We start from the raw sequence: 20,787 nt of genomic DNA, 5'->3' as shown, positions 1-20,787 counted from the left end.
CTTTTATGTGTAACATAGGTTACATAGATACTGAATTGCGTATCATAATTTCAGTACAAAAACAAGACTAATTAGCTTTGTTTAAGAAAACTACTTCCGAATCGTTCAAAGGCTTCACGATTTAATTCTTCTCTAAAATTGGGGTGTGCAATTTCAATTAAAGCTTTTGCTCGTTGTTTTAGGTTTTTACCAAAGAGATCAGCAACGCCATATTCTGTAACTACATAATGGACGTGGGCTCTCGTTGTTGTGACACCAGCACCTTGTTTTAAGTATGGTGTTATTTTAGAAATCCCTTTTGCAGTAGCTGCAGTCATTGCAAAAATAGGTTTGCCACCTTGTGAGAGTGAAGCGCCTCTTATAAAGTCCATTTGTCCACCTACACCACTATACTGTCTATTACCTATCGTGTCAGCACAAACTTGCCCTGTAAGATCAATTTCAATTGCACTGTTAATAGCTGTCACTTTTGGATTACGTCTGATTATAGCAGTGTCATTAGTATAAGCAGCCTCTTTAAAATGAACTAATGGATTATCATTTACAAAATCATATAACTTTTGAGACCCTACTGCAAAACAAGTTACTATTTTCCCAGTTTTCACTTCTTTTTCTTCACCCGTGATTACACCACTCTCTACCAGTGGTAAAATTCCATCAGAAAACATTTCAGTATGGATTCCTAATCGTTTGTGATTGCCTAGGTTGTTTAGCACCGCATTAGGGATATTTCCTATTCCCATTTGAAGGGTAGCTCCATCTTCAATTAGGTTAGCTACATTTGCTCCGATGCGCGCCTCAATGTCAGATATAATAGCCGAATTAGAAATACTTAAATGGTGTTCTCCTTCAACAGCAAAGTCTATATCTCTTACATGAATAATACCGTCACCATGGGTGCGTGGCACATTAGGATTGATTTGCGCAATGACCGTTTTTGCAGTTTGTACCGCAGGTAAAGTAATGTCTACTGATGTGCCTAAGGAACAATATCCATGTACATCAGGCGGCGAGACCTGTATGAAAGCTACATCAATAGGTAAAATATTTCTTCTAAAAAGTAAGTGTATCTCACTTAAGAAAATCGGAATATAATCTCCATTTCCACCATTTACAGCTCCACGTACATTGCCGCCCACAAAGCAACTGTTTATGTTAAAACTATCGCGATAGGGCGATTGAGTATATAAGGCATTACCTTCTGTATGAACTTGTATAATTTCAACATCATTTAATTCTTTATATCGATGACATAATGCATCAATTAAAAGATTAGGTGTCATAGCGGCTCCTTGAAAAAATAAGCGTTGACCTGATGAAATATTTTTTACAGCTTCTGCTGGTGTAATAATGTTTAGTCCCATAGTTATGGTATTCGTAAAACGAGAAATATCTTATAATGTTTATGGATTGTATTTAATACGCTTTCGCGAAAGCGTATATCTACATTTTAACAGTAAGCACAGGCATCACAGCATGATTTGCAATGTCTTCACTAATGCTGCCTTGCAACAAATGCGATATCCCAGTGCGACCATGTGTAGGAATTGCTATAATATCTGTACCGGATAAGGAAGCAAAGTTCATTACACCTTGTTCAACAGTGTAATCTGCATAACGATTTACCGTGCTTATGGCTTTAACTGGATCTGGATGCTTAACTTCTTTAAAAAAGGTAAGTAAGGTTTCATCCATTTCATTAGTGCTTTTAAATTGTTTGTCTGGTAGATTTACGTATAAGAACTCGATACGTGCATTAAACATGGTAGCTATTTCTACCATTCTATGATAAGCTTTTATCGTTTCAGTATTGAAATCACTCACATATAATAAACGCTCTGGAGCAAAGTTGATTTCATTATTTTTCACGACCAGTACTGGTGTTTCAGAATAACGAACTACTTTTTCTGTATTACTTCCTTTAATAATTTCAGTCAGGCCTTTACTACCATGAGATCCCATAATGATTAGAGCGGCGTCAATTTCCTTTGCTAAATCATTAATGCTTTCAAAATCTAAATGCTTTTGTAAAATAGGTTCTACAAGGACATCTTTTAAATAAGGCTCTTTAATAAGTTCTTCAAACTTACCGCCGATATACTTACTGTAGAAGATAGCTTGTTCAAAACTATTATTCTTATCATTAAGTCCTTCTTCAAGACCTGCCATATGTATCAATACCAGCTTTGCTTTGATACGTTTTGCTATAGTAGCACCTACTTCTAGAGCTTTATGACTGGTTTTTGAAAAGTCGATGGGTATTAGAATGGTTTTCATTGTTAATAGGTTAATTGGTTTAACAATGCCAAAATTAATCACCTATCCAACTCTAAAATATGACAACCATCAGCTTTTACAAATTATTGTGTTATCAAGTCTATGATAAACCTAGTAATGAGTAATCAAAATCACTTACTGGTTTCTTTGCTTTTTTCAATACCCATAAACCTTCTGCAGGTGGTATCTCTAGATCAAGATGAGAATCTAGCTCGTTTTCCATAAACCATAGACCGTTTATAGCTTTTTTCTTTGGGTTGAATGTTCCATTATAAGTAATCTCAAATACATGGCCTATTTCTTCAGTGCTAAACCCATCTTCTAATATGACATCGTTGTTGGTATACTGAACTGTAAATGATACTAAGTCTTTTTCCCAAAACCCAGTAAAATTTACTGTTCTGCCAGTTGAAAAAGGTCCTTTTTCTTCAGTCTGATGTCCGGTTATAATGCCGTCTTTAAATTCCATTTCAGTAAATAGCCTGACTCTTTCTCCAAAGAAAGGAAGATCAAATCCTAATCCATAGATAAAATAACCTTCCCAATAACCGCTTAATTCCTCCATTATTTTTTCTCTTTCTCAATCACGAGATACTCTAAATTCAATGCGTTAAACTGCTCGTTGAATTTTTTAATATCGGATTGTAAAACTTGGTCAAAAATAGCCAGTTGCTTTTCAATCTCAGCAGTTAATTCAGCTTTAACTTCTATACTTTGTGAAGTAGGAGCAAAGTCACCTATTTGTGCCAGACTATTTAAATGAGCTAGTTTATTAGTTAATCTAATAGGGAAATTTAAAGGATCTTGACCACTTCGATTTTTAGTTTGATAAAGTGCTTTTTCTACCTCGCTAAATTTCTTTTTCATCTCCTTAGACATGGCAATCATATCTTTAACACCTTGTTCTTCTCTATCTCCATACAACGCTTCAAAAGCACTTAATTTTTTATTGAATGCACGTATGTTTTTAATTGATTTGTGAGCTTTGTCTACAGTAGCGTTTACTTCATTTACATAATTAAATTGTGCTAGCATGTCTGCATCGCTAGCCTCGCTATTAGGAGTAGATATAATAGTGATAGGTTGTGCTTCCTTTTTACCATTTACTGATAATTCTACTTTGTAAGATCCAGGTACGGCCTTAGGTCCAGACATATTTGCCCACCATAAAATCATCCCTGGTAGTTTTTCTGCTCCATCATAAACCGTATTCCAATTGAAAGAGTTGGCACCTTCTTTTACTTTTAATTTGTTCTTTTTATCATAGGTAGCATAGGTTTTTATCAACTCGTTTTTAAAGTCATAAAAAGAAAGTGATACACTATCTTTTTCTTTCAACGTCGGAATATAAAAATGTACTTGTACTCCTGCGGGATGATTTGCTCCTGCGGTAAGTGAACCTGCACGACCATTTCCTGCCATACGGTAAGAGGTTTTAGGTTTGAAAAGTTTGTTTTCGTCTTGCTTTCGCGAAAGCGAACTAGAAAAAGCTTCTCTCACTAATCCTAGATCATCATGTATCCATAAACTTCTACCTTGTGTCGCGATAATTAGGTTGTTATCCTTTACAGCTAGATCTGTAACTGGTACGATGGGTAAATTCATCTGGAATGATTTCCATGATTTTCCATCGTCGGCAGAAATGTATAAACCAGTTTCTGTTCCTGCATACAGCATTCCTTGTACTTGATCATCTTCTCTTACGACTCTAGAAAAATGCTCTGATGGGATGCCATTTGTTATTTTTTTCCATGATTTACCATAATCTGTAGTTCTATATAAGTAAGGTGTAAAATCGCCTAATTTATAACGTGTAGCAGCGACATAACAAGTAGCCGCGTCATAACGGCTAGGTTCTATGCTGTTAATTTGTGCCCATTCTGGTAATCCCTTAGGTGTAATATTACTCCAGTTTTTACCACCATCTTTAGAAAGGTGTATGAGTCCATCGTCGCTACCTATCCATAACTCGCCAGCGTTTAAAGGAGATTCTGCTGCGGCAAAAATGGTACAGTAATACTCTACACTTGTATTATCTTGAGTAATCGGTCCACCGCTAGAAACTAGTTTTGTTGGATCGTTTCTAGTTAGATCAGGTGAGATAGTTTTCCAGCTCTGACCTTCATTAGTAGTGACGTGTACGTTGTTAGAAAAAGCATAGAGTTTATTAGGCTCATGTTGAGAGAACAGAATAGGGAAATTCCACTGAAAGCGGTATTTCATTCCTTCGGCACCATGTCCCATAGGGTTATCTGGCCATACATTAATCGCTCTTTGTGATTTAGTCTTGTGATTATAACGAGTTAAATAACCACCATAACTACCACCATAAACGATGTCGTTATCTTTAGGGTCTACAGCAATATGCGCACTCTCGCCACCTGCAGTTCCTTCCCAATCGTTATCTGTAATGCTACGTCCAGTGGTGCGATGAGGTAATCTTATCGTCCCATTATCCTGTTGTGCTACATAGATTCTATAAGGAAAAGAATTATCTGTCGTCACACGATAATATTGTGCTGTAGGCTGATTGTGATACGTACTCCATGTCTCGCCACCATCATAAGTGATTTGTGCGCCACCGTCATCTCCCATAATCATACGGTCAGAATCTTCTGGTGCGATCCATAAATCGTGATGATCACCATGTGGTGCTCTCGCGTTAGAAAAGTTTTTACCACCATCGGTACTTTTATGATAATTAACATTTACTACGTACAGCTGGTCTATATCTTCCGTATCGGCATAGATTCTGGAATAGTACCAGGCACGTTGTCTTAAACTTCTAGAATCGTTTGTTTTTTTCCAGGTTAATCCTGCATCATTACTTCTGTAAACTCCACCTTGATCTTTGTTCTCCACAATCGCATACAATCGATCAGAACTTAAAGGGGAAACTGTAATTCCCATAATTCCTAAAGTTCCTTTTGCAAAACCTTCATTTTTTGAGATCTCTTTCCACGTTTCTCCATAATCGTTACTTTTCCATATAGCACTACCATCGCCACCACTAGATAGACTGTATGGTGTGCGTTGTAATCTCCAAGTGCTTGCATACAATACACGTGGATTACTAGGGTCTATGATTAAATCTACCGCACCGGCTAAATCATTAGTAAATAGTTTTTTACTCCATGTTTTACCACCATCTGTACTTTTATAAACGCCACGGTCTGCGGTAGGCTTATAGATATTACCTAATACGGCGGCATAAACGGTATTATGATCGTTAGGATCTATAACTATTCTAGGTACGTGACGGCTTTTAGGTAATCCAGCCTCAGTCCATGTTTTACCTGCGTCTTCTGTTTTCCATAGGCCATAGCCGCTGGAAACATTACCACGCACCGTTTTCTCGCCACCACCTACATAAATTACGTTATGATCGCTAGGAGCAACAGTTACGGCACCTATAGAACCACCAAAAAATCCATCAGAAATATTAGCCCAGGTACGTCCACCATCTAAAGTCTTCCAAACACCACCACCTGTACTACCGAAATAGAAAAGATTAGGTTTTCCGGGAACTCCGGTAACCGCAGCACTACGTCCACCACGGAATGGTCCCAAGAGTCTAAATTCCTGCGATTCATAGAACTTCTGTTCTTCTGGTGGTTCTGGTAATTGTTGTGATTCCGCTTTCGCGAAAGCGAGAACAACAAACGCAAATAGGATATAGTACAACTTATTCATGGTAGGAAAATTTACCTTAAATATAAGCTGAGAATTGATATCTACAAGTTGGTAGTTTAAGAAGTTGGTTTTTCTGTCCTTTTATACCAGTATTCCATTATAAAACAAGCTGCTATTATAGAAGCGATAATGATAACACCAGATAAACTGCTTTGTGATTGTTGAATAATAAGCATGACCAATGCTACCACGCATAAAATGGTACCTAACAGCGTGATTATCTTATTTGCATTTAGTTTTTTATGCTGTTTAAAAGCAATATAATTTACTACAGCAAATAATAATAAAAAACCAGCACTACCAGAGGTGGATATGCTTTCTAACGGAGCAAGATTAGCAAGAAGTAATGTGGCTACTGCGATTATTAAAAGCCCAATAGGGTGATTCCAGAATTTAAAGGTGAATTCATGTGGTAACTCATCATCTTCAGCGACCTTATAGCTTACACGAGCACCACCGTAAAGTGTTGCGTTTATAGCCGAAAATGTAGAAATCAACGCTGCAATAGTCATGATGGTAAACCCAGCCTGTCCCAAAGTAGGTTTTGCTACCTCAGATAACACATAATCCTTAGCTTCTTTAATTTGGTCAAATGGCAAGGATCCTACGGTGATAATAGCGATGGTTATATAAAGTGCTACAACAAAAAGTACCGAAATCATATAAGCTCTAGGAATGTTCTTTTCTGGATCTTTCAAATCCGATACGGCATTTGCAATGAGTTCAAAACCTTCATAGGCAACAAAAATGACCATACCGCCAGTGATGATTTGAAAAGTGCCTTCCCAATTAGAAGGGTCTAGCTGTTCTAGATTTGCACTGGAATTCATACCATATATACCTACTGCTATAAAACCTAGCAATATGATAAGCTTTATAATCACCGCATAACTTTCTATAGCGCTTACTAGCTTTGCACTAGCATAATTAATTATAGTGGCGATAATCACTACAGCACTTATACATATATGGGTATCTATGGTGGTGTCACCTGTGATGGTAATTAAATTGGGCGCATAAGAACCAAAAGCACTGGCATAAAGCGCCAGCATGATGATATAACTTATCCATAATAGATTATTGAGTCCGCCGCTTAAAACTCCTTTACCAAAACCTTCATTAATAAAACGTACCGTACCGCCAGTGTCTGGGTAGGCTAGAGATAATTTAGAATAACTGTAGGCTGTGAATATGGCTATGATTCCTGCGATAAGAAATGCCACAGGCGTTGCACCTTTGGCTAGTGATATAGCTAGACCTAATACGGCAAAGATTCCGCCGCCTACCATACCACCTATACCTATAGCTATAGCGCCTTTAAGATCTATCTGCTTATCGCTCATAAATATTTTGGTTTGTGATTATAAAAATAAGTAAAGTACTGCTTTATAAGAGGTGCTAGTGATATAAATAGTAAAAAAGCATTTCATAAAGTATTAAAACCTGTCGAATTAAAGATTTAGGGAAGAATAGAACAGTACTAGGGAAATGAACACATATTTAGAGGCTACTTACTGTCGCATCTTTGTAGTGTCCTAAGGGATAATAAAATAACAATAATTAAAATTATATAATATCATGGCAACATTTAATGTACCACAAAGAAGCGAAGTAAATGAAGTGAATCAAGGAATTTTTGATAACCTAGAAAAGCAATTAGGTTTTGTTCCTAATTTATATGCCACTTATGCATTATCTAATAATGCATTAAATAATTACCTTTCTTTATCTGGAGCAAAAACATCTTTAAATAATAAAGAAAAAGAAGTGGTAAATCTAGCAGTAAGTGAAGTAAATGGTTGTGATTACTGCCTTGCAGCACATACTGCAATTGCACAAATGAATGGTTTTACTCAAGAACAAACTCTAGAATTAAGAGCTGGTAAAGCATCTTTTCAGACTAGTTACAATGCTCTTGCAGGTCTAGCAAAAAATATTACAGAGAATAGAGGTAGAGCAGATAAAGCTGTGGTAGATTCTTTTCTAGCGGCAGGTTATACTCAAGAAAATCTAGTAGATACAATAGTTTTAGTAGGTGATAAAACCATCTCGAACTATTTACATAATACAACTCAAGTTCCTGTAGACTTTCCTGCGGTAGAGCCATTAGGAGCTTAAATAGATAAGTAAATAAAGATATAGTTTTTCATAGTTGGTTGGTTGAAACAGGTCTATCTTTTAGAAGATAGGCCTGTTTTTTTAATTTAATCTTCAATGATGCCTAAACTTCCATCATAATGACCAGAAATTAATTCGCCAGATGTATTTACAAATGTATAATCAACATCGATAGTGCTGTTAGAAGGATTTGTGCTGTCTATATTAATGGTGTTTATGGTGACCGTATGGCCTAAAGTTGCCGGTTCATGTAAAGTACCCACACTAGCATCTCCATTTCCAAATTCGTATGAGGTCCCATCTATAGTAAAGAAGTACGCTGGTACTAAAGAATTTACTTGGAAATCATGAATAATATTACTGTCGTCAGTACTTGCTATATAAGTATTGTTTGCCGTTGGAGGAATACCGGTTTGTAAATCTGGATGAGTAGCAACATCCACTTTTAGACCTGCAAAATTTGTTGTGTTGGTAGATAATAAAATTTCATCTCCACCTACAACGGTATGTTGATCTCTATCTAGTAATCTTCCATTTAAAAAGTAAAAAGAATAATAATCCGGTGCTAGTGGGAAAGCATCATCATTATCATCATCGATTTCAATATACATGTTAGTAGTTTCATAAAATGTACTTGCACCATTGTTTTGAACTACCGTAAAGCCATTAAGAGTGGTTCCAGATGGATTTTGCATATCATCATTTCCATCACAACTAATTGCCGTGATTGCGAGCATTAATAAAAGAATTTTTATTGTTTTCATGTTATATTAAGTTATTAATTGTGACAATATTAGATGCCACAGCTATAACTGAAAACAAGTATTCTATTTAAGCAGCAGTTGACTCGATGAATTCATGCCTTCAATCGATAATCAATTCTTATCGTAAAGAGCAGTATTTATAGTTCTTATGAAGGATCTACTTTTTTCTATATCCTAAGGGACTCGTCCCTACCTGTGTTTTAAAGAATTTTGAAAAATGACTTGGTTCTTTATATCCTAATTCATAAGCTATTTCTTCGGCACTTTTATCAGAATAGAGCAACAGTCTTTTAGCCTCTGCAGCGATACGATCATTAATGATTTTTAAAGGAGACTTTACATCGTGTTTCTTAAAAAAGTTAGATAAGGTTTTAGGAGATTTAAAAAGTAAATCTGCGTAGTCTGACACTTGATGTTTCTCTTTATAGTGTTGCTCTACCAGTATATTGAATTTTCTAATTAAGTCCACTTGCTTTACAGATAAGCTAGCTTGATTACTATCTTGTTTAATTAATCGAGTTGACGTGATTAACATCCTTTTTAAAAGAGTGCGCAGCATTTCACCTTGAATATGATCTCTTGTTTCAAATTCTTCTTGAAATAGAACTAACATAGCATTAAAACTGGCCTGTTCTTTTGTCGATAGATTGATGATAGGAGCGTTTGAGGATCCATAGAAAAGCATTCCCATACAAGAAACTTCTGGATCATTGTGTTGGATACAATAAAATTCTCTGTTGAATACAAATGCAATTAGACCATAATTATCTTTAGGAATGTCTACTATGTTAACAGGTGTGCAAAATAGAACCTGATTCTTTTTAAGAACCACATCATACCCATCAACCACTAATCGTTCTTCACCATCTGTACACCAGACAATTTTGTAAAGCCCTTTTTCTTGAAGAAGTTGTAATGACGGTCCACATTGAAAGCTTGTAATGGTAAACCTTCCGTTATCTTTTATGCTATGGTGATCTAATTTCATGATTTAAAAGTAGGAAGAATATATAACTAAAGTATCACAGTTTTAAATGTTTTCTCATGGAGCCTATACCACCAGCGTTAACAACTTTAAAACCGTTTGCTTTTAGTTTACTAGCAGCTATATTACTACGTCCACCCATCGCGCAATAAACAATGACTGGCTTTTCTTTATCAAGGCTTTTCATCTTTTGATCTATAACTTGAACGGGTATGTTTTTAGACCCTTCGATATGGTTGCTGTTGAACTCAGAGGCAGTGCGCACGTCGAGTAATTGTGCATTATCATTAAGGTATTTCTGTATAGTTTCCTTTTTTTTATTTTTAAATAGATCGAACATAATTTTTGTTTTAAAGGAGTAGTTAACTTTAAAAATTCGAAAATCAAATTTTTAAAGTTTTGTCCAGATAACCGCTGAGTTTAAATAATAAATACCTTCAGAGTCTACATTAATAGTTTGTCCCGTTTGTTTAGTAACATCAGCACCAGTCGATACATATATGATAGTGCCTGTTTGTATGGTTGTGTACATTTTTTCATGAAGTTGATCACCAGTGACTCTAGGCAGGCTTATACCATCTAAAATTGCTGCTATACCTGGTGATCCTTCTACTACCAAAGTTGTAGTTGGTTCGTTTGTTCCTATTCCTACATTGATGTCTCCGTTTCCTAAGATCATTGTATCTGGTTCTGGAGCTTCAGCATTGAAACCTATTGCAGTTGCATTATCTGCACTAGAATGAGCGTTTTGACCTATTGCTATACTATTTTCTCCTTCAGCAATTGTATTACTTCCCATAGCTAAACTTGCAATACCAGTAGCATCTGCCTCGTCACCTATAGCCGTTGCTTCAAAAGCTGTTGCCGTTGTGTTATCACCTATAGCTATAGAGCTTTCAGCAATAGATTGAGTATCAGATCCTAGTGCTATAGCAGAGTCTCCTGGTGCATTTGCATTTTCTCCTAAAGCTACGGTATTTATATTAGAAGCTGATGCATTAAAACCTACAGCAACAGAAAACTGTCCAGTAGCTGAACTATTTGAACCATATGCAACATCATCTTCATTGGTGGCGACCGAATTAAAACCTATGGCAGTTGATTGTCTTCCACTTGCACTAGCATTTCTTCCTACTGCGGTTGCGTCAGATTGAGTAGCGCTTGATTCAAAACCTACAGCCACAGATCTATCAGCTTCGGCAGCACTACCTCTACCAAATGCGGCAGATTCTGAACCTTCAGCACGACTTTCAGTACCTACTGCCGTTCCACGGGAACCTGAAGCTTCAGCCTTTCTCCCTACAGCAACTGTTTCGTTTTCAGTTGCTTGAGATTCAAATCCTATGGCGACAGAAGTAGATCCAATTAGATTAATATCTCTTCCTAGACGAATAGAATCATCAGTTGTAAATTCACCAACAACATCATTTTCAATTCTAAATTCTAGATCATGCCCATTATTAGTAGGTCCTATAAATTCACCTCCCGATAATATATCACCATCTTTAGACCATTTATCTACATTTGCAGCTGCTGTTTTCATTGCAACCCATTCAGAAATTGTATCATTCCAGTAATAATAACCTTTACCAGATCCATTCACTGTAGTGGTATTTGTATTATAAACCATAAGCCCGTCAGCATTTGCGTTTGTACCATCAATCATTCCATTAGAAATATTGTTTAACGCAATTCTAGGTGCTAAAAATCCTTTATTACTTGACGTAATGTCTAAAATACTAGAAGCTTCTGGAGTATCAGTTCCTATACCAACTTGAGCTTGTGAAATACCAAGTCCGCAAATCATTAGTATATATAAAAATTTATTTTCCATGTTTTTTTGCAAAAGTAGATATCAATAATATTAATCTTTTTTTTGGGGGAATTAAAACTCTATATTCGATGAAATACAATATTATATGTTGTACTTGATTAGAAAACGAGTTTTAGGAAGTTAATTAACCTTAATTTCTATATTATATTATCAATAATCGATTTTTTTTTAGGTTATCTATCTGTTATGTTTTTATTAAAATATAGATAAAACTTCTCATGAGTATTTCATACATTAGAATCATGGAAGGAATTTTAAGTTACATAGTAATAGGTTTACTCATAGGAATAGTTGTCATCATGCTACTATCAAAGTTAGAAAGACAAGAGCAAAAAATGAAGCGATTGGAAATATCGAATGATCAAAATCGATTGAAGAAACAAAGGGATGCTATCTTAACAGAATTCAATCAAAAGAAACTTGAAAAGACCGAAGTAAAAAATCATGCATTCCAGTTAATTTATCACTTTGCAGCCAGTAAAAATCAGTTTACTTTAAAAGATCTAGAAATAGCAATAAAACAGTTGCAAGATCATTATTCTAAAACAATAGAAAACAATTCAACCTATAAAATAAACTTTCCTGAAAGGGAATTATTGAACTTCGAACCTAGAAAAACATTACAATTATTGACTATAATAAATGAAGGTTTACATAATGCAGCCATTCATTCTCAAGCAAATTTCATTTTCAGTATTGCATCGATTGAAGACGGTAAATTACACCTTATCACACATGATAACGGTATAGGCTACAATCGCAAAGAAATTTCAGATGGCAATGGAATAAAAGCCATTTTAAAAGCAACCCATGATTTAAAAGGCGATTTAAAATTGACTAGCACCATAGGAAACGGTACGGTGGTTAATGCACAAATACCTATTTCCAAAATTTAGTTAACCTATCAACTCGTCTATCTCTTCAATAAGCAGCCACTGCTCAGGGAAATCTGTTTCAACTTGATTCTTCAATTTCTCGAGTAATGGTTTATTGATTTTATCTTCTTCTCTAAAGTTACGTAGCTTCTCGTATAAACCTTGAATAGCTATTTCTCTTTTTGAGAAAACTGGCTTAATCGTTTTAGTTTCACTTTCATGAAAAACTAGGTCAAAACTGTAATAATCTGCAGGACCTGCATAAGCACTTACAATCTCTTTTCCAACTGCGAGGTTGAGCATTCCATTCTCTGGCGAGAAAAGAATTTCATCTTTATACGTCACTGTACAATCTGTAAACTGTATCAACATTAATTTACCATTCAAATTACGCTGTCCAGTCACGTTCAATCCTTCTACCTTAATTCCGCTTTCATAAGTAAACTCGATACGTTCATTATCATAAAAATTATAAGCTTGTAAATCACGTGGTCCCATATCCTCAATAGCTAGATTGATACCTTTAAGTTTCCCTAGCGGACTTAAAAAACCATTTTTATGAGTACTGCGTCCGTGTCCTATTAGCTCTTTTTCACGATATGCTAGAGCACTTTCTCCTGTAGTTTCAAAGAAAACGACCTCATTATCATCGTTAGTAATCATGCGTGTAAAATGACCACTAATCTGTAATCCAGTACTCAGTTCAATCGTCCCTAGGGATTTTGAATTAATTAATTTTTGTAAACCACGATGTCCACCTTTACGCACAGCCATGGTATTTGCAAACTCTTCTAATACTTCACTCAATTGAGCAAAATTAGGGGTAACATACAAATGTGGTTGCTTACGAGTAATATCAAAATCCTGGTATGCTGCATCAATGGTATAAGGTCTTTTTTCTACTTCAGGTTCTAGGCAGCTTTTACTTTCTCCTAGACTCGATAATAATCCAGCTCCATACAGTTTAGGATGATCTAATGTCCCAACCAGTCCATACTCAACAGTCCACCAGTGTAAGTTTCGTATGAGAGACATCTCGCTAGGTTCAACCTTTTTATTTTGTAGGCGTTCTATCTCAGCTTCGGCAGCAGCAATTTCTCTGTCTAATTCTGGATTTTGTTTTTCACTACGTGTTTCTTTAAGGATGGATATTTTGCGCACAGCTTCATACATCTCATGATCATGTGCGCTAGAAATCGCCTTGCTTCCTATCTCGCCAAAACGTCTTAAATATTCTGCATAATCTGGACTAGCAATAATAGGTGCATGACCAGCTGCCTCATGAATAATGTCTGGCGCTGGTGTGTACTCTATATTATCTAGCTTTCTGATATCGGCAGCAATCACTAATATTTTATATGCTTGAAACTCCATAAACGCCGCTGGCGGAATAAATCCGTCCACAGCCACAGCAGCCCAACCTATTTCCTTAAGAATGCGATTCATACCATACATTGATGGTATATTATCTATAGAGATACCTGTTTTTTTTAATCCATCTAGATAAGATCCATGTGCAACTTTACTTAAAAAATCTACATTTTTTCTCATGACATGACGCCATACTGCCTGATCTTGATACGTGTAAAGCTCATAGTTCTGTGGCTTTATAAACTGTTTCAAGTGTGGTGGCAATCTCTCTAGGAGTGGATTAATTTCTATATTCTCTAGCATTATCGTAGGGTAAAGTTCAAAGCTAGTCTAAAAGTAATTATTCTAATTCCTAACTATCGATTTTTAATCAATTTTAAGATAGTCATCATCTATTATATTTGCATCTTATGACACGCAAAAAACAAATTCTCAAAACCGCAGCCCAACTTTTTAAAGAACGCGGTTATAGTGCAGTTACTATGCGTGATCTTGCCGCTGCTATGGATATGAAAGCTGCTAGTTTATATAATCACATTTCTGGGAAACAGGAGATTCTTGCGACACTCATTCTTGAGGTAGCACATGAATTCACCACCGGTATGGATACCGTGGAGATGGATGATAAGTCCGCTTTCGCGAAAGCGGAACAATTAATCCTACTACACATTAATATTGCTCTAGAATATACCAACGCACTTGCTGTCTTGAATACCGACTGGATGCATCTGGAAGGGTCTAAATATCAAGAGTATATCACATTAAGAAAGACCTATGAACTTGATTTTAAAAAGATCTTAGAAAAAGGGATCGCTACGGGTGAATTCAAAAACCTCAATATCGAGACCATGCTTTTTAATCTATTAAGCACTTTACGTTCTATATATCTCTGGATTCCTAAAAAAACTCCTTCAGAACTTAAAGATCTAAAATCTGAATTACCAGTAATCTTGCTTACTGGACTTGTTTCTAGATAAATAGATTTTTAAAACAGAACATCTTTTTAAATTATTCTGTTTTAAAAGTAATATCCTTTGGACGTTTATGATTTTCTTATCATATTTGACACTTAGTTCAATGACTTACTGACTTGTTATCAAGAAAGGTTGAGGGAATAGACCCGTTGAAACCTTAGCAACCCTATGCCAGCCATAGAAGGTGCTACATTCTACATCACATTTGTGATTGATAGATAACCAAACGTTAATATCCATATGGATATTAATGCATCTTTCTAGATTACATTTTTTTTAAATTCACCAGACTCAGGTCGCGTGTTTTGCATTGGATTTTTTTAAATCTAGAAGATGCCATTTGTAAATAGACTTTTACTTTTTATAGATCTGCCAGCTTGCTATAATTCAATTGAATTATGGTTAAGTAAGCGGTGTTGCATCATTCTTAAATTCAAATTTGTACTAAACACACTGATCTATGATGTCCACAATTGAGGAAAACTTAAAGAAAAAAATCCTAATCCTAGATGGGGCAATGGGAACTATGCTCCAGCAATATAATTTTACTGAAGAAGATTATCGTGGCGAGCGTTTTGCTGATTATCCTTCACCACTTAAAGGTAATAACGACTTACTATCACTCACTCAACCGCATGCGATTGCTCGTGTACACGAACAGTATTATCAAGCTGGTGCGGACATAGTAGAGACTAACACCTTTTCTGGTACAAGCATAGCAATGGCAGACTATGGAATGGAAGATCTAGTCTATGAATTAAATTATGAAAGTGCAAAAATTGCACGGCGTGTTGCTGATGAGTTTACTTTAAAAACACCAGAGAAACCTAGGTTTGTTGCAGGTAGTATAGGTCCTACTAATCGCACTGCTAGTTTATCGCCAGAAGTTAATAGACCTGAGTATAGAGCAGTTACATTTGATGAACTGCGCATTGCTTATAAAGAACAAGTAGAAGCATTAATAGATGGAGGCTGTGATGTTTTACTGGTAGAGACCATTTTTGATACACTTAATGCAAAGGCTGCTCTTTTTGCGATTGAAGAAGTCAAGGAAGAACGTGGTGTAAATATTCCTATTATGGTCTCAGGTACTATAACAGATTCTTCTGGACGGACACTTTCGGGTCAGACGGTTGAAGCTTTTTTAACATCTGTATCACATATTCCACTATTATCCGTAGGGTTTAATTGTGCGCTAGGTGCGCAACAATTACAACCATATTTACAAAGACTTTCTAAAGAAACACAGTTTTATACATCTGCACATCCTAATGCTGGACTGCCTAACCCTTTTGGCGAGTATGATGAATCACCAGAGCAAATGCAATCCTATATAGAATCCTATTTAGAAGATGGAATCATCAATATAATAGGTGGATGCTGTGGGACCAGTCCAGCACATATAAAAGCCATTGAACAAGTTGCATCATGTTACAAACCTAGAATTTTAAACACAAGTATCTAATGTCATATACTAATCATAAATACCTCACTTTATCTGGATTAGAAGCTTTAGTGGTTACACCAGAATCTAACTTTATAAATGTAGGAGAACGCACAAATGTTACTGGTTCTCGTAAGTTCTTGCGCCTTATTAAAGAAGAATTGTATGAAGAAGCACTTGCAGTGGCACGAGATCAAGTTGAAGGTGGTGCACAAATCATAGATGTGAATATGGATGAAGGAATGCTAGATGGTGTTTATGCCATGACTACGTTCTTAAATCTTATTGCTAGTGAACCAGACATAGCTCGAGTTCCTGTGATGATAGATAGTTCAAAATGGGAAATCATAGAAGCTGGACTTAAAGTTGTTCAAGGTAAATGTGTTGTAAATTCTATAAGTCTTAAAGAAGGTGAAGAGAATTTTAAATATCAAGCAAAACTTGTGAAACGTTATGGTGCCGCAGTTATCATAATGGCTTTTGATGAAAACGGTCAGGCAGATACTTACCAGCGACGTATTGATATATGTAAACGTAGTTATGATATTTTAGTAAATGAAGTGGGCTTTCTTGCTCAGGACATCATTTTTGATCCTAACATATTTCCAGTGGCAACCGGTATGGATGAACATCGTCGTAACGCGATAGATTTTTTTAAGGCTACTAGATGGATTCGTGAAAATTTGCCTTATGCAAATGTTTCTGGTGGAGTTAGTAATGTGTCATTTTCTTTTAGAGGGAATGATACCGTGCGCGAGGCAATGCATTCATCTTTTTTATATCATGCCATTCAACATGGAATGAACCTAGGAATCGTGAACCCTACAATGCTAGAGATTTATGATCAGATAGAACCTGAGTTATTAAAAAAGGTAGAAGATGTACTCTTTGATAAACACGATAATGCTACGGAGGCTTTAGTCACATTTGCTGAGTCACTTAAAGGAATAATTAAAGAAGTTACCGCAACTATTCAAGAATGGCGCAATGAACCATTACAAGAGCGTATCACGCATGCACTGGTTAAAGGAATAGATGCTTTTATCATAGAAGATGTAGAAGAAGCACGATTGCAATCTTGCGCACCTATTGATGTCATTGAAGGACATTTAATGACAGGTATGAATGTGGTAGGCGATTTATTTGGTAGTGGTAAAATGTTCTTGCCGCAAGTAGTGAAGTCTGCAAGAGTGATGAAGAAAGCTGTAGCTTATTTGCAACCATTTATTGAAGAATTAAAAGACGGTAAACAATCATTTGCTGGTAGAATCTTAATGGCAACTGTAAAAGGAGATGTACACGATATAGGTAAGAATATAGTAAGTGTAGTTCTAGGATGTAACAATTATGAAATTATAGATTTAGGAGTTATGGTGCCGCCAGAACGTATCATAGAAATTGCGATTAAAGAAAATGTAGATATAATAGGTCTTAGTGGACTTATTACTCCATCGCTGGATGAAATGGTTCATCTCTCTAAAGAAATGGAGAAAAATAATCTTTCCATTCCACTAATAATAGGTGGAGCAACTACTTCCAAAGCTCATACTGCCGTGAAAATCGCACCATATTATAGTCATACAGCAGTACATATCAATGATGCATCTAGAGCAGTAACGGTTGTTGGTGATTTATTACAAAAAGATAATCACGATTTCAAACAGAATATTAGAGATGAATATGAACTGTTTAAAACACAATTTTTAAGCAGAACGAAGAAAAAAGATTTTTGCACTATCGAAGAAGCAAGAGCAAATAAGTTTAAAATCAATTGGAAAACAGCTGCAAAGACTATTTCAAAACCAGTTCAAACAGGAATTCAAGTTATTGAGAATCTAGATTTATCACTTTTAGAAGAATATATAGATTGGTCTCCATTTTTTAAAAGTTGGGATCTTCATGGTAAATACCCAAATATTCTTACGGATAAGATAGTAGGAACACAAGCCACAGAATTATTTGCTGATGCGCGAGAAATGTTAGAAAAAATCATTGATGAAAAGTGGTTGACTGCTCGAGCAGTTTTCGGAGTTTTTGAAGCAAACAGTATCGATTTCGATGATGTTCTAGTTCAAGTGCCTAAAGATAATCCATTGCATCAGTCTCAAAAATCAGTACGATTCCATACATTAAGACAACAAAGTAAAAAAGCGGCAGGACGACCTAACATAGCATTAGCTGATTTTATAGCGCCACAAGAAACCGGTACTCAAGATTATATAGGTTCTTTTTGTGTTTCAACAGGATTTGGTACAAATGAGCTTGCAAAACAATTTGAAGAGGATAATGATGACTATAACAGCATAATGATAAAAGCACTTGCAGACAGACTTGCTGAAGCTTTTGCAGAGTATTTACATAAAAAAGTACGTACAACACATTGGGCCTATGCTAGCGATGAATCTTTAGATAACGAAGCTTTAATTAAAGAATCTTATAAAGGAATAAGACCAGCACCAGGTTATCCAGCTTGTCCTGATCATCTTGAAAAAGAAACTATCTGGGATTTATTACAAGTCAAAGAACGCATAGGAGTAGAGCTTACCGATGGACTAGCAATGTGGCCAGCAGCTTCTGTATCAGGATATTACTTTGCAAGTCCTGAAGCTAGATATTTTGGAGTTGGAAAAATAAAAGAAGATCAAGTACAAGATTACGCATCACGCAAAAAAATCAAGCTAGAAAAGGCAACTAAATGGTTAGCACCTAACATTGCTGATTAAATTATCAAATAATACAAGCACGCAGAGTGCAACTATAATATGAAAGTACTAGAGCATATAGAGAATGCAAAAGGTAAAACACAATTTTCTTTTGAAATATTACCACCTTTAAAAGGTCAAAATATTAGTCAAATCTTTGAGCAAATGAATCCTTTAATGGAGTTCAAACCACCATTTGTAGATGTGACATATCACCGCGAAGAATATCTTTATAAAGAAGTAGAAAATGGTTATTTACAAAAGAAAGTAGTGCGTAAACGTCCAGGAACTGTAGGGATTTGTGCCGCTATTCAAAACAGGTATAATGTGGATGCCATTCCTCATATTTTATGCGGTGGTTTTACAAAAGAAGATACCGAAAATTTTCTTATCGATCTCGATTTCTTAGGAATTGATAATGTGATGGCATTGCGTGGTGATGCTGTAAAAAGTGAAACCTATTTTGTTCCAGAAAAAGATGGACATTTATATGCAACTGAGTTAGTGGAGCAAATAGCTTATCTAAATAAGGGAACATATATCGATGAAGAATTATTAAACCTTGCGACTACAGATTTCTGTATAGGCGTCGCTGGTTATCCTGAAAAACATATGGAAGCACCTAGTTTAGATAGTGACATACATTTTCTGAAAAAGAAAATTAAAAATGGCGCTAGTTATATTGTTACTCAAATGTTCTTTGACAACAATAAGTTTTTCAATTTTGTCGATAAGTGTAGAATTGCTGGAATTACCGTACCTATAATTCCTGGATTAAAGCCACTAGCTACTCGTAAGCAACTTAATTTAATACCACATCGTTTTAGCCTAGAACTGCCTGAAGAACTGGTGAGAGAAGTGATTAAATGTAAAGATAATAAAGCCGTGCGTCAGTTAGGAGTAGAGTGGTGTACTAATCAAAGTCAAGAGTTAATCGCATCAGGAGTCCCGATATTACACTACTATTCAATGGGGAAAAGTGATAACATTAACGCTATCGCTGAAAAGTTGTTTTAAATGGAATTTATTTAGAATGCCTTATAGCCAGTTCTTTCTCAATATTAGCTAGTGAATATCCTTTTGCTTTTAGTAAAACCAGATAGTGATACATTAAGTCTCCAGCTTCATACAAGAAATCTTCATCGGTGCCATTGATAGCATCGATAACCGTTTCTACGGCTTCTTCACCTACTTTTTGAGCTACTTTATTGATCCCTTTTTGAATCAATGAATAGGTATAAGAGCTTTCTATTTTATCATCAATACGCTGGTGAATCGTTTTTTCAAGATCTTTAATAGTAAAGTTTATCAAACTGTCATCCTGAACTTGTTTCAGGATCTCTGAGGATCCATCACTTTCATGAGATGTACTCACAAAATCATCAAAGCAACTCACAGCACCAGTATGACAAGTAGCTCCGTGCGCATTTGCTTGAATCAAAATAGTATCTTGATCACAATCAATTTTAATATCCACCACATCAAGATAATTTTGGGAAGATTCTCCTTTGGTCCAAAGTCGTTGTTTGCTACGTGAGTAAAAAGTCACTCTATTTTCAGCTTTAGTTTTTTCAAATGCCTCTTCATTCATATAACCTAACATCAACACTTCTTTGTTAGTAGCGTCTTGTACAATTACAGGCAATAATCCGTTTTCTCCTTTATTCCAGTCTAGTTTCATATTTGTTCCCACGAAAGTGGGAATCTCTTCGATTCAACACTTTCGATTTTATTTACGCAGGTAGAAATC

At 35.7% G+C, this 20,787-nt stretch carries 17 protein-coding genes and 1 riboswitch; of the genes, 6 read left to right on the top strand and 11 right to left on the bottom strand.

Annotation, left to right across the window (positions count from 1 at the left end):
• Window positions 1–71: 71 nt before the first annotated feature.
• The 5 genes from R1T42_RS08810 to R1T42_RS08790 all read right to left on the bottom strand — a co-directional run bounded on the left by R1T42_RS08810 (window position 72) and on the right by R1T42_RS08790 (window position 7,313).
• Entirely contained in the window at window positions 72–1,364 is a 1,293-nt protein-coding gene (locus R1T42_RS08810; RefSeq protein ID WP_317290068.1) for an acetyl-CoA hydrolase/transferase family protein, read from the bottom strand.
• A gap of 79 nt (window positions 1,365–1,443) precedes the next feature.
• A complete protein-coding gene (locus R1T42_RS08805; protein ID WP_317290067.1) occupies window positions 1,444–2,277 on the bottom strand; it encodes a universal stress protein in 834 nt (277 codons plus the stop codon).
• 100 nt (window positions 2,278–2,377) lie between these two features.
• Complete coding sequence (locus tag R1T42_RS08800) at window positions 2,378–2,842, bottom strand: hypothetical protein (protein WP_042270752.1); 465 nt, start codon at window positions 2,840–2,842, stop codon at window positions 2,378–2,380.
• Window positions 2,842–5,970 carry a WD40/YVTN/BNR-like repeat-containing protein gene (locus R1T42_RS08795; protein ID WP_317290066.1) on the bottom strand — a complete coding sequence of 1,043 codons (3,129 nt, stop codon included), beginning with the start codon at window positions 5,968–5,970 and terminating at the stop codon, window positions 2,842–2,844. The genes R1T42_RS08800 and R1T42_RS08795 overlap by 1 nt, the downstream gene beginning before the upstream one ends.
• 56 nt (window positions 5,971–6,026) lie before the next feature.
• Complete coding sequence (locus tag R1T42_RS08790) at window positions 6,027–7,313, bottom strand: APC family permease (protein ID WP_317290065.1); 1,287 nt, start codon at window positions 7,311–7,313, stop codon at window positions 6,027–6,029.
• 235 nt (window positions 7,314–7,548) lie between these two features.
• Here R1T42_RS08790 and R1T42_RS08785 point away from each other — a divergent pair, with 235 nt between their 5' ends.
• A complete protein-coding gene (locus R1T42_RS08785) occupies window positions 7,549–8,088 on the top strand; it encodes a carboxymuconolactone decarboxylase family protein (protein ID WP_036580156.1) in 540 nt (179 codons plus the stop codon).
• A gap of 86 nt (window positions 8,089–8,174) precedes the next feature.
• On the opposite strand, the gene R1T42_RS08780 is transcribed toward R1T42_RS08785, so the two are convergent.
• The 4 genes from R1T42_RS08780 to R1T42_RS08765 form a co-directional block, all read right to left on the bottom strand.
• Window positions 8,175–8,852: a fimbrial protein gene (locus R1T42_RS08780; RefSeq protein ID WP_317290064.1), complete on the bottom strand. Its 678-nt coding sequence runs from the start codon at window positions 8,850–8,852 to the stop codon at window positions 8,175–8,177.
• 157 nt (window positions 8,853–9,009) lie between these two features.
• Window positions 9,010–9,840 carry a helix-turn-helix domain-containing protein gene (locus R1T42_RS08775; protein WP_317290063.1) on the bottom strand — a complete coding sequence of 277 codons (831 nt, stop codon included), beginning with the start codon at window positions 9,838–9,840 and terminating at the stop codon, window positions 9,010–9,012.
• Window positions 9,841–9,874: 34 nt separating this feature from the next.
• Window positions 9,875–10,177, bottom strand: coding sequence for a rhodanese-like domain-containing protein (locus tag R1T42_RS08770; RefSeq protein WP_317290062.1), 303 nt, complete (start codon window positions 10,175–10,177; stop codon window positions 9,875–9,877).
• Between the two features lie 51 nt (window positions 10,178–10,228).
• Complete coding sequence (locus tag R1T42_RS08765; protein WP_317290061.1) at window positions 10,229–11,671, bottom strand: hypothetical protein; 1,443 nt, start codon at window positions 11,669–11,671, stop codon at window positions 10,229–10,231.
• Between the two features lie 218 nt (window positions 11,672–11,889).
• Here R1T42_RS08765 and R1T42_RS08760 point away from each other — a divergent pair, with 218 nt between their 5' ends.
• The gene (locus tag R1T42_RS08760) at window positions 11,890–12,567 is read left to right on the top strand and encodes a sensor histidine kinase (protein WP_317290060.1); all 678 of its coding nucleotides are present in this window, start codon (window positions 11,890–11,892) and stop codon (window positions 12,565–12,567) included.
• On the opposite strand, the gene R1T42_RS08755 is transcribed toward R1T42_RS08760, so the two are convergent.
• Entirely contained in the window at window positions 12,568–14,220 is a 1,653-nt protein-coding gene (locus R1T42_RS08755; protein WP_317290059.1) for an aromatic amino acid hydroxylase, read from the bottom strand.
• Between the two features lie 107 nt (window positions 14,221–14,327).
• Between R1T42_RS08755 and R1T42_RS08750 the strand changes: the two genes are divergently transcribed.
• The 4 genes from R1T42_RS08750 (at window position 14,328) to metF (ending at window position 20,054) form a co-directional block, all read left to right on the top strand.
• The gene (locus R1T42_RS08750) at window positions 14,328–14,894 is read left to right on the top strand and encodes a TetR/AcrR family transcriptional regulator (protein WP_317290058.1); all 567 of its coding nucleotides are present in this window, start codon (window positions 14,328–14,330) and stop codon (window positions 14,892–14,894) included.
• Window positions 14,895–15,007: 113 nt separating this feature from the next.
• A riboswitch (SAM riboswitch) is annotated at window positions 15,008–15,116 on the top strand.
• A gap of 238 nt (window positions 15,117–15,354) precedes the next feature.
• Window positions 15,355–16,356 (top strand): homocysteine S-methyltransferase family protein, encoded by a 1,002-nt coding sequence (locus tag R1T42_RS08745; protein WP_317291861.1) that lies wholly within the window; start codon window positions 15,355–15,357, stop codon window positions 16,354–16,356.
• On the top strand, window positions 16,356–19,058 hold the full coding sequence (gene metH, locus R1T42_RS08740) for a methionine synthase (RefSeq protein ID WP_317290057.1): 2,703 nt from the start codon (window positions 16,356–16,358) through the stop codon (window positions 19,056–19,058). Before R1T42_RS08745 ends, metH begins: the two co-directional genes overlap by 1 nt.
• A gap of 39 nt (window positions 19,059–19,097) precedes the next feature.
• On the top strand, window positions 19,098–20,054 hold the full coding sequence (metF, locus tag R1T42_RS08735; RefSeq protein ID WP_317290056.1) for a methylenetetrahydrofolate reductase [NAD(P)H]: 957 nt from the start codon (window positions 19,098–19,100) through the stop codon (window positions 20,052–20,054).
• A 7-nt stretch (window positions 20,055–20,061) separates the two neighbouring features.
• Here metF and hisIE read toward each other — a convergent pair whose 3' ends face one another.
• On the bottom strand, window positions 20,062–20,718 hold the full coding sequence (hisIE, locus tag R1T42_RS08730; protein ID WP_317290055.1) for a bifunctional phosphoribosyl-AMP cyclohydrolase/phosphoribosyl-ATP diphosphatase HisIE: 657 nt from the start codon (window positions 20,716–20,718) through the stop codon (window positions 20,062–20,064).
• Window positions 20,719–20,787: the final 69 nt, after the last annotated feature.

The sequence above is a fragment of the Nonlabens ulvanivorans genome (assembly GCF_032922765.1).
Taxonomy (GTDB): domain Bacteria; phylum Bacteroidota; class Bacteroidia; order Flavobacteriales; family Flavobacteriaceae; genus Nonlabens; species Nonlabens ulvanivorans.
Note: the sequence above shows the minus strand (reverse complement) of the source record. Positions and strands in the feature narration are given on the sequence as shown.

Bases quoted from the DNA above. Each gene is read 5' to 3' on its own strand.
- R1T42_RS08810 (WP_317290068.1), bottom strand. From the start codon at position 1,364: ATGGGACTAAACATTATTACACCAGCAGAAGCTGTAAAAAATATTTCA.
- R1T42_RS08805 (WP_317290067.1), bottom strand. From the start codon at position 2,277: ATGAAAACCATTCTAATACCCATCGACTTTTCAAAAACCAGTCATAAA.
- R1T42_RS08800 (WP_042270752.1), bottom strand. From the start codon at position 2,842: ATGGAGGAATTAAGCGGTTATTGGGAAGGTTATTTTATCTATGGATTA.
- R1T42_RS08795 (WP_317290066.1), bottom strand. From the start codon at position 5,970: ATGAATAAGTTGTACTATATCCTATTTGCGTTTGTTGTTCTCGCTTTC.
- R1T42_RS08790 (WP_317290065.1), bottom strand. From the start codon at position 7,313: ATGAGCGATAAGCAGATAGATCTTAAAGGCGCTATAGCTATAGGTATA.
- R1T42_RS08785 (WP_036580156.1), top strand. From the start codon at position 7,549: ATGGCAACATTTAATGTACCACAAAGAAGCGAAGTAAATGAAGTGAAT.
- R1T42_RS08780 (WP_317290064.1), bottom strand. From the start codon at position 8,852: ATGAAAACAATAAAAATTCTTTTATTAATGCTCGCAATCACGGCAATT.
- R1T42_RS08775 (WP_317290063.1), bottom strand. From the start codon at position 9,840: ATGAAATTAGATCACCATAGCATAAAAGATAACGGAAGGTTTACCATT.
- R1T42_RS08770 (WP_317290062.1), bottom strand. From the start codon at position 10,177: ATGTTCGATCTATTTAAAAATAAAAAAAAGGAAACTATACAGAAATAC.
- R1T42_RS08765 (WP_317290061.1), bottom strand. From the start codon at position 11,671: ATGGAAAATAAATTTTTATATATACTAATGATTTGCGGACTTGGTATT.
- R1T42_RS08760 (WP_317290060.1), top strand. From the start codon at position 11,890: ATGAGTATTTCATACATTAGAATCATGGAAGGAATTTTAAGTTACATA.
- R1T42_RS08755 (WP_317290059.1), bottom strand. From the start codon at position 14,220: ATGCTAGAGAATATAGAAATTAATCCACTCCTAGAGAGATTGCCACCA.
- R1T42_RS08750 (WP_317290058.1), top strand. From the start codon at position 14,328: ATGACACGCAAAAAACAAATTCTCAAAACCGCAGCCCAACTTTTTAAA.
- R1T42_RS08745 (WP_317291861.1), top strand. From the start codon at position 15,355: ATGTCCACAATTGAGGAAAACTTAAAGAAAAAAATCCTAATCCTAGAT.
- metH (WP_317290057.1), top strand. From the start codon at position 16,356: ATGTCATATACTAATCATAAATACCTCACTTTATCTGGATTAGAAGCT.
- metF (WP_317290056.1), top strand. From the start codon at position 19,098: ATGAAAGTACTAGAGCATATAGAGAATGCAAAAGGTAAAACACAATTT.
- hisIE (WP_317290055.1), bottom strand. From the start codon at position 20,718: ATGAAACTAGACTGGAATAAAGGAGAAAACGGATTATTGCCTGTAATT.